Below are 16,687 nucleotides of genomic sequence, written 5' to 3'. Positions count from 1 at the left end.
ACGGCGGTGGGGGATCGTCGATGAACTTCTTCGAACACCAGGCCCGGGCGCGCCGGGACTCCACGCGCCTGGTTGTCCTGTTCGCTCTGGCAGTGGTGGGCATCGTGCTGGCGGTGAACCTGCTCGTTGCGCTGGTAGCCGGCGTGCAGCCGCGACTGCTGGCCGTGGCGAGCATCGCCACGGTGCTGGTGATCGGGCTGGGGTCGATGTACCGGATGGCGTCGCTGCGCGCGGGTGGCGACGCGGTGGCCCTGCAGCAGGGTGGCGTTCCGCTGTCGATGGACGCCAGCGACCCCAACTCCCGGCGGCTGTTGAATATCGTCGAGGAGGTGGCGATCGCTTCGGGCGTGCCGGTGCCGCGCGTCTACGTGCTGGAGCGGGAGGCGGGCATCAATGCCTTCGCGGCCGGCTACTCGTCGTCCGACGCGGTGATTGCGGTGACCCGTGGCGCGCTGGACCGGCTCAACCGCGACGAGCTGCAGGGCGTGGTCGCCCACGAGTTCAGCCACGTCCTCAATGGCGACATGCGCCTGAACATCCGGCTGATGGGGGTGATGTTCGGGATCCTCATGCTGGGCGTGGCCGGTCGCAAGGTGCTTTCGCTCGGCCGTTTCGGCACCCGCCGCGGCAGCATCGGGGTGCCGGTACTGGTGGGGGCCCTGGTGGCCATGCTGATCGGCTATGTCGGGCTGTTCTTCGGGCGCCTGATCAAGGCCGGCGTCAGCCGCAGCCGCGAACGCCTGGCGGATGCGTCAGCGGTGCAGTTCACCCGGCAGACGTCCGGCCTGGCCGGCGCGCTGAAGAAGATCGGAGGCCTGGATGAGGGTGCGCGGCTGGTCGATGCCGGCCAGGCCGAGGAGGTCAGCCACATGCTCTTCGGCGACGGCGTGGGCTATGCCGGACGAACGCTCGGGCGCTGGTTCGCCACTCACCCCGACCTCGTTGAGCGGATCCAGGCGCTCGAGCCGGGCTTCACGCCAGGCGAGCTGGAGCGCCTGCAGCGGCACTGGGCGGTGGCGCCGCCCGTTGGGATGGACGAGGATCTGCAACGCGGCCTTGCTGCCCCGACCCATGGCCCGCTGCCGCCAGCCGGCAGCGAGCGGAGCCTGACGCCGCCGATGGTGGTGGCGCAGGTGGCCCATCCCGGGGCGGACGATTACCGTCGCGCCGATGCGATCGCCGCGGGCATTCCCGAGCCGTTGCGGCGCATGGCAACGCAACGCGAATCCGTGGTTCCGCTGGTGCTGGGATTGCTGATGGAGCCCGGAACGGAGGTGGCGGGGCGGCAGCGCATCGAAATCGCCGCGCGCATGGGCGAGCCCCTGGCTGGCGCCGCCGACCGGGTGCACCGGCGTCACCTGGTTGCACTGCACCCGGTGCTGCGCCTTCCGTTGGCCGCGCTGGCGTTCCCGGTGCTCCGGTTGCGGCCGCGGCCCGAGCTGGAACGCCTCATGGACACCGTGCAGGCGATGTCGCTGGCAGACGGCCGGGTATCGCTGTTCGAGTACTGCCTGGGCCACCTGCTGACGGTGCAGGTGCGCGAGTCACTGGACCCGTCGCGCTATGCACGCTTCGGACGCGCCCGTCCCCACGCGGTGCAGCGCGAAATCGCCACGTTGCTGGCGGTGGTCGCCCACGCCGGGCACGCGGACCTTGCCGGCGGGCGCCATGCCTACCTTGCGGGCCTGCATCGCATGCTGCCCGAGGCGCACGTGCCCTACGTCCCGCCCGCGGCAGGCGTCACCGCACTGGACGGGGTCTGGGAGCCGCTGGACCGCCTCGACCCGCTCGCCAAGCAGCAGCTTGTCGAAGCCGTCACCCTGGCGGTGCTGCACGACGGTCGGGTCAGCCTGGCCGAGGCGGAGCTGCTGCGGACCATCTGCGCCGTGCTGCACTGTCCGCTGCCGCCGACACTCGAGAACGTGTGACGCCGGCAGGACCGCGCGTCACGCCAGCGGCGCAACCCCCCGGACCAGGTCGGCGGCGCGCTCGGCGATCATCACCGTGGGCGCGTGGGTATTACCGCCGATCAAGGTCGGCATCACCGAGGCATCCACCACGCGCAGGCCTTGGACACCCCGCACGCGCAACTCCGGATCGACGACCGAACCGGCGTCCGAACCCATCCTGCAGGTGCCTACCGGGTGGTACACGGTTTCGGCCTTGGCGCGGATGAAGTCCGCGAGCCCGGCGTCGTCCAGGTCATCGCGTCCCGGGAATATCGGACCACCGCGCACCGGATCGAACGCGCGCTGGGCGAGCACGTCGCGTGAGAGCTTCGCGCACTGCACCATCATGCGCAGGTCGAAGCCCGCCTCGTCGCCCAGGTAGTTCGCCTGGATGCGCGGCTTGTCCGCCGCGCGATTGCTGGCCAGCGACAGGCGTCCACGGCTGCGCGGGCGCAGGGCGCAGGCGTGGAGGGTGTAGCCGTCGCCCGGCAGGCGGCGACGGCCGTGGTCGTCGAGCATGGCCGGGACGAAATGCATCTGGATGTCGGCGCGCGCGTCCGGTGCCAGCGGCGAGCGCACGAACGCGCCGGCTTCGGCGATGTTGCTGGTGCCGGGGCCGCGACGCCCGCGCAGGTAGTAGTCGAAGGCGACCGACACGTCGCCCACCCGGTCGTAGGTCAACGGCTGGGTGGAGTGGCGCAGGGTGCAGATGTCGAGATGGTCCTGCAGGTTGGCGCCGACCTGGCCCGCGTCGGCGACCACGTCGATTCCGTGCGCGCGCAGGTGCGCGGCGGGACCCACCCCCGACAGCATCAGCAACTGCGGGGAGTTGACCGCGCCCGCGCACAGCAACACCTCGCGCGCCGCCTGCTGGTGGTATGCACGGCCCCGGGCGGTGTAGACCACGCCGTTGGCGCGCGGAGCGCCCCCCGCCCGGGCGAAGGTGATCCGCGAGGCATGCGCGCCGGTCACGACGTGGAGGTTTTCGCGAGCGCGTGCCGGCTTGAGGTAGGCCGACGCCGAAGACCAGCGAACGCCGTTCTTCTGGGTGACCTGGTACAGGCCGAAGCCAGCCTGGGAGGGGCCGTTGAAATCGGTGTTGGCGGCGAATCCCGCCTGCACGCCGGCTTCGATGAACATGTTCGACAACGGGTTGACGTGGCGCAGGTCGGAGACGTGCATCGGACCGTCGCCGCCGTGCAGGACGTCGCTTCCGCGCGCGTTGCTTTCCGCCCTGCGGAAGTAGGGCAGCACGCCCGCCCAGTCCCATCCCGCGGCGCCACCGGCCGCCCAAGCGTCGTAGTCGGCGGGCACGCCGCGCACGTAGCACATCGCGTTGATCGAGCTGGACCCGCCCAGCACCTTGCCGCGCGGCCACCAGAGCACGCGGTTGTCCAGGTGGGGCTCCGGCGCGGTGTGGTGGTCCCAGTTGACCGATGCGAGGTTCACCAGCTTGGCCAGGCCGGCGGGCATGTGGATGTAGGGGTGCCAGTCGCGTGGGCCGGCCTCCAGCAGCAGCACGCGCACGTCTGCATCCTGGGACAGGCGATGGGCCAGCACGCAGCCCGCCGAGCCCGCGCCGATGATGATGTAGTCGAACACGCGCTGCCCCCGGCGCCGACCTGGGGCGCGACCACGAGGCTAATCCAGCGCCGGTGGCCGCGATAGCCCCGCCATCCGCGTGCCGGCACTGCGCGTGGTGGCGGGGCGCGCGGCGTTGGGCTACCGTGCCGGCCGTCCCGTCGCCCGTGAGCCACGTCCCCATGTCCCACGGCGATGCCGTGCCGCAACCGCCCCTCCGGCCAGGCCGGGTGCGGCCTGCCGAGTGGCGCGCGGTGGCGGTCTCATTCGGGTATTTCTTCTGCGTGCTCGCCGCGTATTACATGGTGCGGCCGGTACGCGACCAGCTGTCGGCAGCGGTGGGCTCGACCCAGTTGCCCTGGTTCTACGCCGCCACGTTCCTGGCCACGCTCGCGCTCGCCCCGGTGTTTGGCGCTCTGGTTACCCGCTACCCGCGCCGCATCGTGGTGCCGGTGGTGCATGTCTTCTTCATTGCCTGCCTGCTGGGCTTCGTGCCGCTGTTCACCCAGCAGGGCGTGCTCAGCCCGCGTGCACTGGGCACGGTGTTCTTCGTCTGGATCAGCGTGTTCAACCTGTTCATCGTCTCGGTGTTCTGGAGCTTCATGGCCGATGTCTGGGACGACCTCCAGGCGCGACGCCTGTTTCCGCTGATCGCGCTGGGCGGAACCGCCGGCGCGATCGCCGGGCCGGCGCTGACGCGGACCCTGGTGGGCGTGATCGGCGTCGCGCCGCTGCTGGCGGCATCAGCGGCCCTGCTGGCGCTGGCACTGGCATGCGTGGCGTGGCTCGGCCGTTGGGCACGGGTCCACGGCAATCGCCGGCATGACCCCGGGCACGAGTCCGCGATCGGTGGCGGCATCCTTGACGGCCTGCGCCAGGTGTTCACCAACCCGTTCATGCGCACGATGGCGGTGCTGATGCTGCTGGCCGATTGCATCGGCACGGTGAATTACGCGCTGGTGGTGGACTACTCGGGCGCGACGTTCAGTGACGCCATCGCGCGCACCCGCTTTGCCGCGGACCTGGACCTGGCGGCCAACCTGCTGCAGGTGGTGGTCCAGCTCACCCTGACGCGCTGGATGCTGGTGCGCTGGGGCGCCGGCCCGGTGATCGCCGTGTGGGCGGTGGCCGTAACCGTGGCGCTGTTGCTGGTGGTCGCCTCCGACAATCCGTATGCGCCTGCGGTGGGTGCCATGCCGCTGGTGGCGGTCGCGCTGATCGTCGGGCGGGGGCTGGCGTACGGCATGGTCGGACCGGCGCGCGAGAGTCTTTACACCCGAGTGCCCCGCGATCTCCGCTACAAGGGCAAGAACACGGTTGACACCGCCGTGTGGCGGTTCGGCGATCTCTCGGTGGCCTTGTCGATGAACGCACTGCGCACCGTCGGTGTCGGCGTGCCGGGCTTTGCCGGGCTTGCGGCCGTGGCGGCGGCCGCTTCCGGCGTGCTGGGCTGGCGGCTGGCCCGGCGTGTCGAGAGGCCGGCCCCGGTGCCGGTTCCCGCGGCGTCAGCGCCATGAGCCGGGGCCGATGGCGCCGTGTACGTCGTGCCCGCGTTGGACCACCCGCGGGGGGAGGGGACGTGCCGATGGCGAAAACCGCTCGGCCATGGCGTTGGCGGATGCGCTGGAGTGCGCGCATCCTGGCGGTGCTGGTGGTGGTGTTCCTGGCATGGGGCTGCGTGTGGGAACCGCGTTCGCTGGTCTCGCGCGATTACGCGTTCCAGCTGCCCGCCTGGCCGGCCGAATGCGACGGGTTGCGGGTGGATGTCATCGCCGACCTCCACACGGGCTCCCCGCACAACGGCCTGGACAAGCTCGACACGCTCGTGCAACGGCTGGTCGAGAGCGACTCGCAGGCGGTGCTGATGGCGGGCGACTACGTCATCCTCAGTGTCTTCCTGGGCACCTACATCCCGGCCGATGTCATCGCCGAACACCTGCGTCCGTTGACCGCTCGCAAGCCGGTGTACGCGGTGCTGGGCAACCACGACTGGTGGAAGGACGGCGCGCGGGTGCGTGCGGCGTTCGAGTCCGCGGGCGTGACGGTGCTGGAGGACCAGGCGGCGCGCGCCCGATTGGCCGGGTGCGACCTCTGGGTCGTGGGCGTGGGCGACCTGTGGGAAGCGCCACACGATATCCAGCGGGCCTTCGCGCCGGTGGACGACGACCGCCCGGTGCTGGCGGTCACCCACAACCCCAACCTGTTCCCGGAGATGCCGGCCCGCGCCGCGCTGGTGGTTGCCGGGCACACCCACGGCGGACAGATCGCGTTCCCCGGCATCGGCGCGCCCGGGCTGTGGGGCAAGGTCGACGGCCGCTACCCCAAGGGCCACTTCATCGAGGACGGCCGCCAGCTGTTCGTATCGCCCGGCATCGGCACCAGCATCCTGCCGATCCGCTTCGGCGTGCCTCCGGAGATTTCCCGGCTGACCTTGAAGGCCCGCCTGGAACAATGACTGGACAAGGACGGCAGGTCGGGGGAATGCGCTTGCGGTGGGTCTCGTGCGTTTGCGACGGTCGGGGCGGCGGTGATCCGCCCCGTCCTCGTTTCCTTTGCACAGCCGGTCAGGCCGCGGCGCGGTCCTGCTCGCGTTGCGGGCGGTAACCTGCCGACCGCAGTTCCTCGGACTCGAAATCGTCGACGCTGATGGCGTCCACGGTCATCTCGCGCAATTCCTCCAGCTGGGCGCGTTCGGCGGCAGTGATCCAGCCTTCGCGCACGCCTTCGTCAAGCTGCGCGGGGAATGCGAGCGACTCGATGTCGCGGGTCTTGAGCGCCTTGAGGAACTTGCGCTCCACCGGCTCGGCCAGGATCACCTTCTGCAGGTAGCTGTTGATGCGGCCGGCCGGGTTGTTGGCGGCGGGGGTCAGGAACGCCCCCACGCCCAAGCGGTCGCGTGCTTCGTTGGGTGACATGAGCAGCGACGCGACCTTGTGCCCGAGCCGGTCGCTGGGCGGCTGCGCACGGCGACCGAGCGGGAACACCAGTGCCCACAGCATCCAGCCCACCGGACGCACCGGGAAGTTGCGCAACGCACCCGACAACGCGACCTCGATCTTGTGCACGGCATCGTGGAACGCCCAGGCCAGCAGCGGCTGGTCGGCGGCCGGACGTCCCTGGTCCTCGTAGCGCTTGAGCATCGCGCTGGTGATGTAGAGCTGGCTGAGCACGTCGCCCAGGCGGCCCGACAGCGACTCCTTGAACTTCAGCTTGCCACCCAGCAGCAGCATCGAAGTGTCCGCGCAAAGCGCCAGCACCGCCGAATAGCGATTGAGCTTGCGGTAGTAGCGGCGCGTGTAGGCGTCGCCGGGCGCCGAGCCCACGCGCGCGGCGGTCAGCCCGAACCAGAGCGAGCGCACCGCGTTGGAAATCGCGAACCCGATGTGCCCGAACAGGTTGCGGTCGAACTCGCGCAGTCGCTCGTCCGGATCGGGCAGGGCGGTGGCCTTCATCTCCTTGAGCACCCATGGGTGGCAGAGGATCGCGCCCTGGCCGAAGATCATCAGCGAGCGCGTCATGATGTTGGCGCCCTCCACCGTGATCGAGATGGGCGAGGCCTGCCACGAGCGGCCCAGGTAGTTCTTCGGTCCCAGGATGATCCCCTTGCCGCCATGGATGTCCATGGCGTCCTGGATCAGCTCGCGGCCCATCTCGGTGCAGTGGTACTTGGAGATGGTCGAAGGCACCGCCGGCAGTTCGCCGCGGGCCACCGCGGCTGCCGACGCCTCTGCCAGCGCGGTGATCGTGTAGGCCTTGCCACCGATGCGGGCGAGCGCCTCTTCCACCCCCTCGAAGCGTCCGATCGACAGGCCGAACTGCTTGCGGATGCGCGCATAGGCGCCGGTCACCAGCGCGCCCATGCGGGCGCCACCGCTGGCGGTGGAGGGAAGGGTGATCGAGCGGCCGATCGAAAGGCACTCGACCAGCATCTGCCAGCCCTTGCCGGCATAGGCTTCGCCGCCGATCAGCTGGCTGAGCGGGATGAACACCTCGCGGCCATTGAGCGGGCCGTTCTGGAACGGGCTGTTGAGCGGGAAGTGGCGCCGGCCGATCTCGATGCCCGGCGTGTCGCGGGGCAGCAGCGCCAGGCTGATGCCGATATCGCGTGTATCACCGATCAGGCCATCCGGGTCGTACATGCGGAACGCCATGCCGATCAGGGTGGCGACGGGCGCAAGGGTGATGTAGCGCTTGTCGAAGGTGAGCTTGACACCCAGCACGTTGGCGCCGTTCCACTCGCCCTTGCAGACGATGCCGAAGTCCGGGATGGAGGTGGCGTCGGAACCGGCCCACGGGCCCGTCAGGGCGAAGCAGGGAACCTCGCGGCCATCGGCCAGCCGCGGCAGGTAGTGGTCCTTCTGCTCCTGCGTGCCGTAGTGCATCAGCAACTCGGCCGGGCCGAGCGAATTGGGCACGCCGACGGTCGAGCTGACGACCGAAGAGATCGACGACAGCTTCTCGATGACCTTGTGGTTGCCCAGCGCAGAGAAGCCCAGTCCCCCGTACTCCTTGGGCACGATCATTCCGAAGAATTTGTTCTTCTTGATGAACTCCCACATGTCCGGCGGCAGGTCGGCGCGCACGTGGGTGATGTCCCAGTCGTGGGTCATCCGGCAGAGCTCTTCGACCGGGCCGTCGAGGAATGCCTGCTCGTCAGCGCTCAGCACCGGCATGGGCTGGTCCAGCAGGACGTTCCAGTCCGGACGGCCCGAGAACAGCTCGCCCTCGAAACCGACGGTGCCGGCCTCCAGCGCGACGCGTTCGGTTTCCGACAGGGGCGGCAGGATCCTCGTATAGAACTTCAGCAAGGGCGCGGTGATCAGCGGCAGGCGGATCTGCGGGATCAGCAACGGCACGGCCACCAGTGCGGCCAGGAAAGCGGCCACCAGGGTCGCTGCGGGACTGGCGCCCAGCAACCAGCAGGCCACCAGCGCGGTGGCGGTCAATGCGGCCCAGACGGCCAAGCGCCAGCGGTGGTAGGCCGCGAATCCGGCAACGGCGATCAGCACGAGGAACGGGGCGAGGATGCTCATGGACACACTCCAGGGGCGGGCCGGGTCTCGAGGGCGGTGCCCCCGGACGCGATGGCGACAGGTTAGTCACGCGGTGGTGACGGCATGGCATTCCCGAGGGACCCCGGCCATGCGTCAACATACGCGTGAGTATGGTAATGCCGACAAGGCCTGTCAAGGCCTGCACGGGCCGTTGCCACCGGGACGCCGCGTTGCGCTCGACCGGATGCCGCCCACCCGGGGCGCATACCGTTCCCGTCGGTTGAGTATGGTTGTTACACTCGCCACCCTATGAGCCTTGCCAGCGCAACCAAGCCCGAACGCACCGGCCGCCTGAGTGCGGAGGACTGGGCGCAGGCGGCGCTGGACCTCATCGCCGAACAGGGGGTCGCGGCAGTGGCCGTGGAGCCCTTGGCCCGCCGACTGGGCGTTACCAAGGGCAGCTTCTACTGGCACTTTCCTTCACGCGACGCGCTGCTGGTCGCGGCGCTGGAACGGTGGGAAAAAGTCGAGCAGGACACCGTGTTCGGCAAGCTCGAGGCGATCGGCGACCCGCGTGAACGCCTGCGCGCGCTGTTCGACCTGGTCGCGCACGAGTTCAAGTCCCACGTCATCTATTCCGAGTTGCTCAAGGCGCTGGACCACCCCGCGGTGCAGCCGGTGATCGGCCGCGTGTCCGAGCGCCGGCTCGACTACCTCACCGCCTCGTTCCGGCAGGCCGGTCTCAGCCGCACGGATGCGCAGCACCGCGCGCGCCTGGCCTACGCCGCGTATGTCGGCTTCCTGCAGCTCAACCTGCAACTGCACCACGCGCGCCTGCAGCACGATGAGTTCGAAGCCTATGTCGAACACGTCATGGTCACGCTGATCCCCGCGCCCTGAACGTTCGCGCGGCACTGTCCATCGTCCAACCTGTTCCCGGAGCACCGCAGTGAACGCCATTTCCAAAGAGATCGACCGCTCCCCCATCGCCCCGGGCCCGGATGCGACACGGCTCAAGGCGCTCAACGACTGGGTCGCGGAAGTGGCGGTGCTGACCGGCCCCGACCGCATCCAGTGGTGCGATGGCAGCGATGCGGAGAACAAGTCCCTCATCGACGGGATGCTCGCCGACGGCACCCTGTTGAAGCTCAACGAACAGACCCATCCCAACAGCTTCCTGCACCGGTCCGATCCGGACGACGTGGCCCGGGTCGAGCACCTGACGTTCGTGTGCACCGCGCAGGAGGACGACGCCGGCCCCAACAACCATTGGCTGGCCCCTGCCGAGGCGCATGCCCGGATGGACGCCCTGTTCAAGGGCTGCATGGCGGGGCGCACGATGTATGTCATCCCGTACTGCATGGGGCCGATCGACTCGCCCCTTTCCCGCTGCGGCGTGGAGATCACCGACAGCCCGTACGTCGTCGCCAACATGCGCCTCATGACGCGCATGGGCGCACCTGCCCTGGCGCGCATCGAGAGGGAAGGCACCTTCGTGAAGGGCCTGCACTCCACCGGCGAACTCGACCCGGAGCGGCGCTTCATCATGCATTTCCCCGAAGAGCTGACGATCAAGTCATTCGGTTCGGGCTATGGCGGCAACGCGCTGCTGGGGAAGAAATGCCACGCGCTGCGCATCGCCAGCCACCAGGCCCGCGGCGAAGGCTGGCTGGCCGAGCACATGCTCATCCTGGGCGTGGAGAACCCGCAGGGGGAAACCCATTACATCGCCGCCGCGTTCCCCTCGGCATGCGGCAAGACCAACCTCGCCATGCTGATCCCGCCGCAGGGCTACCGCGATGCGGGTTGGAAAGTCTGGACCGTCGGTGACGACATCTGCTGGATGCGCCCAGGCGAAGATGGCCGGCTGTACGCGATCAACCCGGAGGCCGGCTTCTTCGGCGTCGCACCCGGCACGTCCAGCAAGTCCAACCCCAATGCACTGGCGTGCCTGCAGCGCGATGCGATCTTCACCAACGTCGGTGTCACCGCCGACAACCAGCCGTGGTGGGAAGGCCTCGACAACGGCCAGCAGCCCGCCACGGACTGGCGTGGCGAGCCCTACGACCCTGCCAAGCGCCCGGCCGCGCACCCCAATTCGCGATTCACCGTCAGCGCCAAGGCCTGCCCGAGTTATTCGCCGGAGGCGGAGAACCCTGCCGGCGTGCCCATCAGCGCCATCGTCTTCGGTGGCCGCCGGGCATCGCTGGTCCCGCTGGTGTTCGAGGCGCGCGACTGGACCCATGGCGTGCTCGTCGGCGCCTCGATGGGGTCGGAGACCACTGCGGCCGCCGCTGGCGCGGTGGGCGTGATGCGTCGCGATCCCATGGCGATGAAGCCGTTCTGCGGCTACAACTTCGCCGACTATTTCGCCCACTGGCTCTCCTTCGACACGCCGGGGGCCAACCTGCCCAAGGTGTTCCACGTCAACTGGTTCCGCAAGGGGGACGACGGCAAGTTCCTGTGGCCGGGGTTTGGCGACAACATCCGCGTGATCGAATGGATGATCGGCCGCGTCACCGGTTCCGCACGGGCGGTCGAGACCCCGATTGGCGCGCTGCCGGGCGAGGACGACCTCGACCTGGACGGGCTGGAGCTGACTGGCGAGGCCCGCGCGAAGCTGTTCGGCTATGAACGGGACGGTTGGCACGCGGAGCTCCAGGCCATTGGCGACTACCTTCGCGACTACGGGCCCCGGATGCCACGAGGCCTGCTGGACGAGCAGGAGCGCATCGTACGGTCGTTGGGCTGACTTCCGCGTCTGAGCGGCCCCCCATGCCTGCGCGTGTTGTGCCCGACAATGTACCCAGCGCCATGTACGGCTTCCCCCTCGCTCCGGCGGGTGCGGCGCTCTGGCAAGGTGCGGTTGCGCGCATGCGGGCAGGGGACCTGCCGGGCGCGGTCGCAGAGATGGGCCGGATGCTCGAACTCCAGCCCGGGTTCGTGCCGGCAATGGTGCAACGCGCGCTCTGGCTGCTTTCCTTGGATCGCTACCGCGAAGCGAGGTCCTTGGCTTGCGCCGCCGCCGCCGCGCTGCCGCGCTCGCCCCCGCTTGCGCTGGAAACGGTCCGCTTGCTCCGTCGGTTCGAGGAGGTTGAACGCATAGAGAGGGTCGTCCATGCGGTCGACTGGTCGGGCAGCGATGCGGGCACCCATGCCGCACTTGCAGCCGAACTGGCACCCATCGCGCTGTACAAGGATGCCACCCGTGCCCTCGACCAGGCGGAGGCACTCTTGCCCGCCGACGACGTGCGGCTCCTTGGCATGCGTGCGACGCTGAAAATGGTCGAAGGGGAGGCTGGCACTGCCAGGCACCTACTGGAGCGACTCGCCGCGGCGTCAATTTCCCACGCGCCGCGCGCGCAGTGGCTGCTCTCGTTGCAGCCCGCCGACCATGAGGACGCCCAGCGCCAGATCGCCGCCATCGAGCGACGCCTGGAAGCGGTGCCGCCGGGTGGCGAGGCGGAGGTCCACCTGGCCTATGCGCTCCACAACCGGTTGCACGGAATCGGGGACTACGAGGCGTCGTGGGCCGCGCTGGTGCGCGCGTGCCGGGTCAAGCGGGCGCTGCTGCAATACGACGCCTCGGAACAGGGTGAGATCTTCGAACGCCTCATGGCATTGCCTCGATTCACCATGGCATCGACGTCCGCTGCCAGGCAGGGACCGATACCGGTTTTCGTGGTGGGCATGCATCGATCGGGCACGACGCTGCTGGAGCGCATGCTGGCAGGGCACCGGGATGTCATCGATGGCGGCGAGAGCTACGCGGTCAGCGCCGCCATCCGGCACGCCACGGACCACTACTCTGTCCACACCTTCGACCTGGCGGGCGCACGCCGACTGACCGACCCGGGTTTGGACCTGGGGCGAGTGCGCAGGGACGTGCTGGAGTACATGAGATGGAAGGCCCGCGGCCACGCATGCGTGACCGAAAAGCTGCCGTCGAACTTCCTGCACCTGGGCGTGCTGCTTGCCGCCCTGCCGGAAGCGAGGGTGCTGCACATGCGACGCAACGCGATGGACACGTGCTTCAGCAACCTGCGCACGCTCTTCAGCATTGCCGCGCCCTACAGCTATGACCAGCACGAACTCGCCGAGTATTACCTCGGGTACCGCCGGTTGATGGATCACTGGTCCGCGCTGTGGCCCGGACGCATCCTGGATGTCAAGTACGAGTGCCTGGTCGAGGATCCCGATGGGCAAGGCGAACGGATCCTCGAGTTCTGCGGACTGTCCCGGGATGGCCCCATGCTGGGCACCGACAGGAAAGGCGGCGCGGTGGCGACCGCGAGCCTGGCGGACGTTCGCGCGGGCATCCAGAGGAACCGCGGCGGCGTTTGGCGGCACTACCAGCGCCATCTCTCGCCCCTGAGCGCCCGGCTGGAATCGGACGCTCGCTAGGTCGGGGGTGCGTGGCGCTGCCGGATGGCTCAGTCACCGTCCTGCGGGAACCAGCAGTTGAATGCGATGGTGATGCGTTCGTCCCGCCCGTAGAACGGCAACACTTCGTGCTGCAACCAGGATGGGAACAGCACCAGCTGCCCCGCCTTCAGCGGGATGCTCCACGTCCCATGGTGGTAGGGCGGCCGCAGCCTGACGTTGCCTGCGTCGGTGAAGTAGTTGCTGTAGTGGTGGGGATTGTGGAAACGCAGGACGCCCGATTCGGGTCGGTCCAGAGGCGTATCCCCCGGCGTCACGCAGTACACGCCCGACCAGGACGCCATCGGATGTGTGTGGAGGATGGTGAAGCCGCCTTCGCGGGTCACGTGGAACCACGTGTGCGAGGCGATCCGAAGTTTCTGTACTTCTTCGACCGTGTAGCCGTTGAGCTCCTGCACGGTGCGGGCCAGGCAATGCCAGGCGAACTTGCGCAGTTCCTGCACGCAGCCTTCCGGCCAGGCGAACAGGTTGAAATCACTCTCAAACACCCCGGGCTGCTGCTTCAGCGACGTGTGGGGATTGGCGTAGCGCGCACCCTGCGCTTCACGCGAGAGGAGCAGGGTCGCCAGTTCGGGATTTAGCCGGGTCGCGTCGGGATGGAAATCCTGCGCGAACGGGACGGCAAAGATGGATGCGACTTCCAGGCTCATGGTTCCGTGGTCCCTCTGGTGGGCGGCGTGGGTTGCCACAAAAAGCTACGGCCCCGTGAGGGGCCGTAGCAAGTACCGCAACCTACAGCGATTCGATCAGAAACGCTGCGTGTACTTCATGTACAGGAAGCGGCCCGGCAGTTCGTACTGCGGGTCGAAGCTGTTGGCGAAGGTCGACGCGGAACGCGGCGGATCCTTGTCGAACAGGTTGTTGACGCCCAGGGTCACGCGGGCATTCCACGGTGCGTTCCAGTACACGCTTGCATCGTGGTAGGTGACCGACGGGATGCGGTTTTCAGGAGCATCGACCGGACGGCCAGCTTCATTGTTCACATCCCGGTCCGGATTCGAGCACAGAAGCGCGGTGTTGACGGGGTCGAAGCCCGTGCAGTCCTCGTCCTGGCGCGAGAAGAAGCGTGAGTTCCACGCCGCGCCCCAGTCACCCATCTCCCAGCGCACGGCCAGGTTGGAGCGGATACGCCAGTTGTTGTTGCGATCGGAGTACTCGCCGACCAGGTTGCCACCTTCGCTCACTTCACCGCGGGTGCCGTCACCGTCGACGTCGTACTCGACCTTCGCCAGGTACGAGGTGTCCCAGATGAAGTTGAAGTTGCCGTAGGCCGTTTCCGGCATCCGGTAACCCATCGTCATGTCGTAGCCTTCGACTTCGCCACTGCCGATGTTGAGGCCTGACGACAGCAGGTCGATGATGGTGCCACCCGGTGCGCGGGTGATCAGGCCACACGCCTGCGCGTCACCCTCGCGGATGCAGCGGTTGGCGATCGCCTGGCCCGAGAGGCCGCTGATGGTGTCTTGCAGCTCGATGTTCCACCAGTCCAGCGAAACGTCGAAGCCCTGGATGAACGACGGGCTCCAGACGAAGCCGAGGGTCTTGGACTCGGACATCTCCGGCTTCAGGTTCGGGTTGCCGCCGGTGCTGATGCGGATCTGGGAATTGCTCTGGTTGTAGCCGCCCGGCACCACGCCTGCCGAGGTGCAGCGCGCCTGCTGCTCGGGCGTCAGGCCCGGGAAGTTGACGCTGTTGCAGGGATCGAGCAGCGTCGGGAACGAGTCGGAGACGCCCTGGAACAGCTCGCCGATGGACGGGGCGCGGAAGCCCTCTGCCCAGTTGCCGCGTACCAGCAGGTCGGAGATCGGCTTCCACTTGAACCCGAACTTGCTGTTGACCGTGTCGCCGAAGTTGCTGTAGTCCGAGTAGCGCGAAGCCACGCTGAACTCCAGCAGTTCCGCACCCGGGACGTCAGCCAGCACGGGGATCGCGAACTCCAGGTAAGCCTCGTCGACCGAGTACTGGCCGGCGGTTGCGGTACGGGCATTGCCGGTGGTGTCGCCGGCGTTGATCAGCGCGTCGGGCTGGTCGTAGCCGGATTCCTTGCGGGTTTCCACGCCGAACGAGAACGCCAGCGGGCCGCCAGGCAGGTCGAACAGCTCGCCACCGATGCTGCCGTAGTAGTTGCGCTGCTCGTAGCCGTAGGAATCCTGCGCCACGAAGGACACGTAGTTCAGCATTTCCGGGGTGATGGTGCCAGCGCCGCCCAGGAAGTTCAGCGGCACGCAGCCGTCGATCGCCGTGCTGGCGTCGCCCGCCGTGGTCACGCAGGTCGGGGTGCCGTCAACGATCATCGACGGGCCCAGGGCGTTCTTCAGCTTGCTGTACTGGAACAGGCCGAACGTGGTGTCGTTCTGCTCGTTCTCGCCGTAGAAGTAACCAAGGTCCCAGGTGAAGAAGCGGTCACCGACGTCGAAGCTGCCTTCGAAGCCGCCGTTGAAGGCGAAGGTGTCCACGTCCTGGTTGTACGAACGGCCGCCGGTTTCGGTGACGCGACGCTGGACCCACTGGATGTCCTGCCCGAAGGGGTTGTAGATGCTGTCTGCGCTGATGACGGTGTCGTCGGGGCCGAAGGCCGGGGCGCCGATGTTGAAGAGCGGGATGATCGTCACCGGCATGGCGGCGAGCAGCTGCTCGGAGCGGCGCTGGTTGAACTGCGTGGTGGCGCGGAAACGGATGTCGTCGGTGATGTCGATGCTGCCGTTGGCGAACAGCGACACGCGCTCCTGCGGGGTCAGCAGGTAGTTGTCCGGCGCGAAGTTGTAGTTGTCGATGCTGCCGCGGTAGGTCGTGTAGCCGTTCGGCGTACCCGGGTTGATATTGAACAGGCCGTACTCACCGTTGGGCTGCTGGCAGAACTGGACGTCGCCCAGGATGCAGAACCTGCCGTCCGGGGTGGTGGAGCTGCCACCGAAGCCCGGGGTCGAGCCGAACACGGGAACCGCGGAAATCTCGCGGTCACCGGCCATGACCGGGTCTTCCTTCACGTAACCCACGCCCAGCATGGCCGACCAGCGGTCGCCAGTGGAGCCGACGGTGAAGTCGTATGCCTGGCGGGCGCCGTCGCCCTTGTCGTACTGGCCGTAGTAGGCATTGGCCTCGGCGCCTTCGAAGTTCTGGCGGAGGATGACGTTGACAACGCCGGCGATGGCGTCGGAACCGTAGATCGCGGAGGCACCGTCCTTCAGGACTTCGATGCGCTCGACCGCGGCGGTCGGGATGGTGTTCAGGTCGACTGCGCCACCCAGGCCGGTACCACCGACCCAGCGACGGCCGTTGACCAGCACCAGGGTGCGGTTGGAGCCGAGGTTGCGCAGGCTGACGCGGGTTTCGCCGTTGCCGCCGTTGTTGTACGTGCTGTTGAGGGTCGAGCCGTTCGCGGAGATGTTCTGGATCACATCGCCAACGGAGGTCAGGCCCTGAGCCGCGATCTCTTCGCGGTTCAGCGAAAATACGGGCTGCGAGGTCTCGATGTCGGTGCGCTTGATGCGCGAACCGGTCACTTCGATGCGGTCGAGGGTGGTGGCTTCCTGCTCATCGGCGTCCTGGGCAAATGCAACGCCCGTGCCGGCAGCAGCGGTAGCGCCCACGACGAGCGCGAAGGTGATCGCGTCGCGGAGCTTGGTGGTCTTCAAGGTCATTCTCTCTCTCCAAGTCAGTCTTGGTGTTTCCCATGGGAACCCGCCGGGGGCGTCAAGTAAGACACCAAGTCCAGCAAGG

10 protein-coding genes are annotated in these 16,687 nt (G+C 68.1%); 6 read left to right on the top strand and 4 right to left on the bottom strand.

The genetic code is table 11. The features are described 5' to 3' along the window. The first annotated feature begins 20 nt into the window (after positions 1 to 20). Positions 21 to 1,928 (top strand): M48 family metallopeptidase, encoded by a 1,908-nt coding sequence (locus ACJQWL_RS04885; RefSeq protein WP_330967445.1) that lies wholly within the window; start codon positions 21 to 23, stop codon positions 1,926 to 1,928. Positions 1,929 to 1,946: 18 nt separating this feature from the next. On the opposite strand, the gene ACJQWL_RS04880 is transcribed toward ACJQWL_RS04885, so the two are convergent. Continuing rightward, on the bottom strand, positions 1,947 to 3,551 hold the full coding sequence (locus tag ACJQWL_RS04880) for a GMC family oxidoreductase (RefSeq protein ID WP_330967446.1): 1,605 nt from the start codon (positions 3,549 to 3,551) through the stop codon (positions 1,947 to 1,949). A gap of 233 nt (positions 3,552 to 3,784) precedes the next feature. Here ACJQWL_RS04880 and ACJQWL_RS04875 point away from each other — a divergent pair, with 233 nt between their 5' ends. After that, positions 3,785 to 5,047 (top strand): NTP/NDP exchange transporter, encoded by a 1,263-nt coding sequence (locus tag ACJQWL_RS04875; protein WP_411300741.1) that lies wholly within the window; start codon positions 3,785 to 3,787, stop codon positions 5,045 to 5,047. A gap of 68 nt (positions 5,048 to 5,115) precedes the next feature. Beyond that, the gene (locus tag ACJQWL_RS04870) at positions 5,116 to 5,985 is read left to right on the top strand and encodes a metallophosphoesterase (RefSeq protein WP_330967448.1); all 870 of its coding nucleotides are present in this window, start codon (positions 5,116 to 5,118) and stop codon (positions 5,983 to 5,985) included. Between the two features lie 109 nt (positions 5,986 to 6,094). Here ACJQWL_RS04870 and ACJQWL_RS04865 read toward each other — a convergent pair whose 3' ends face one another. Next, positions 6,095 to 8,563, bottom strand: a complete 2,469-nt coding sequence (locus tag ACJQWL_RS04865; RefSeq protein WP_330967449.1) for an acyl-CoA dehydrogenase — start codon at positions 8,561 to 8,563, stop codon at positions 6,095 to 6,097. 270 nt (positions 8,564 to 8,833) lie between these two features. On the opposite strand from ACJQWL_RS04865, the gene ACJQWL_RS04860 reads away from it, so the two are divergent. From ACJQWL_RS04860 to ACJQWL_RS04850, 3 genes are all read left to right on the top strand, one after another. After that, entirely contained in the window at positions 8,834 to 9,424 is a 591-nt protein-coding gene (locus ACJQWL_RS04860; protein WP_330967450.1) for a TetR/AcrR family transcriptional regulator, read from the top strand. A gap of 49 nt (positions 9,425 to 9,473) precedes the next feature. Beyond that, positions 9,474 to 11,276, top strand: a complete 1,803-nt coding sequence (locus ACJQWL_RS04855; RefSeq protein WP_330967451.1) for a phosphoenolpyruvate carboxykinase (GTP) — start codon at positions 9,474 to 9,476, stop codon at positions 11,274 to 11,276. Between the two features lie 122 nt (positions 11,277 to 11,398). Continuing rightward, positions 11,399 to 12,928: a sulfotransferase gene (locus ACJQWL_RS04850; protein ID WP_411300740.1), complete on the top strand. Its 1,530-nt coding sequence runs from the start codon at positions 11,399 to 11,401 to the stop codon at positions 12,926 to 12,928. Between the two features lie 29 nt (positions 12,929 to 12,957). Here the strand turns inward: ACJQWL_RS04850 and ACJQWL_RS04845 are convergent, their stop codons facing one another. Then, positions 12,958 to 13,617 (bottom strand): putative 2OG-Fe(II) oxygenase, encoded by a 660-nt coding sequence (locus ACJQWL_RS04845; protein ID WP_330967453.1) that lies wholly within the window; start codon positions 13,615 to 13,617, stop codon positions 12,958 to 12,960. Between the two features lie 96 nt (positions 13,618 to 13,713). Further along, positions 13,714 to 16,608, bottom strand: a complete 2,895-nt coding sequence (locus tag ACJQWL_RS04840) for a TonB-dependent receptor domain-containing protein (protein ID WP_330967454.1) — start codon at positions 16,606 to 16,608, stop codon at positions 13,714 to 13,716. Positions 16,609 to 16,687: the final 79 nt, after the last annotated feature.

The organism is Novilysobacter viscosus, from assembly GCF_046600715.1.
GTDB lineage: Bacteria > Pseudomonadota > Gammaproteobacteria > Xanthomonadales > Xanthomonadaceae > Lysobacter_C > Lysobacter_C viscosus.
The sequence above is the reverse complement of the archived record's forward strand: the minus strand, read 5'-3'. Positions and strand labels throughout refer to the sequence as shown.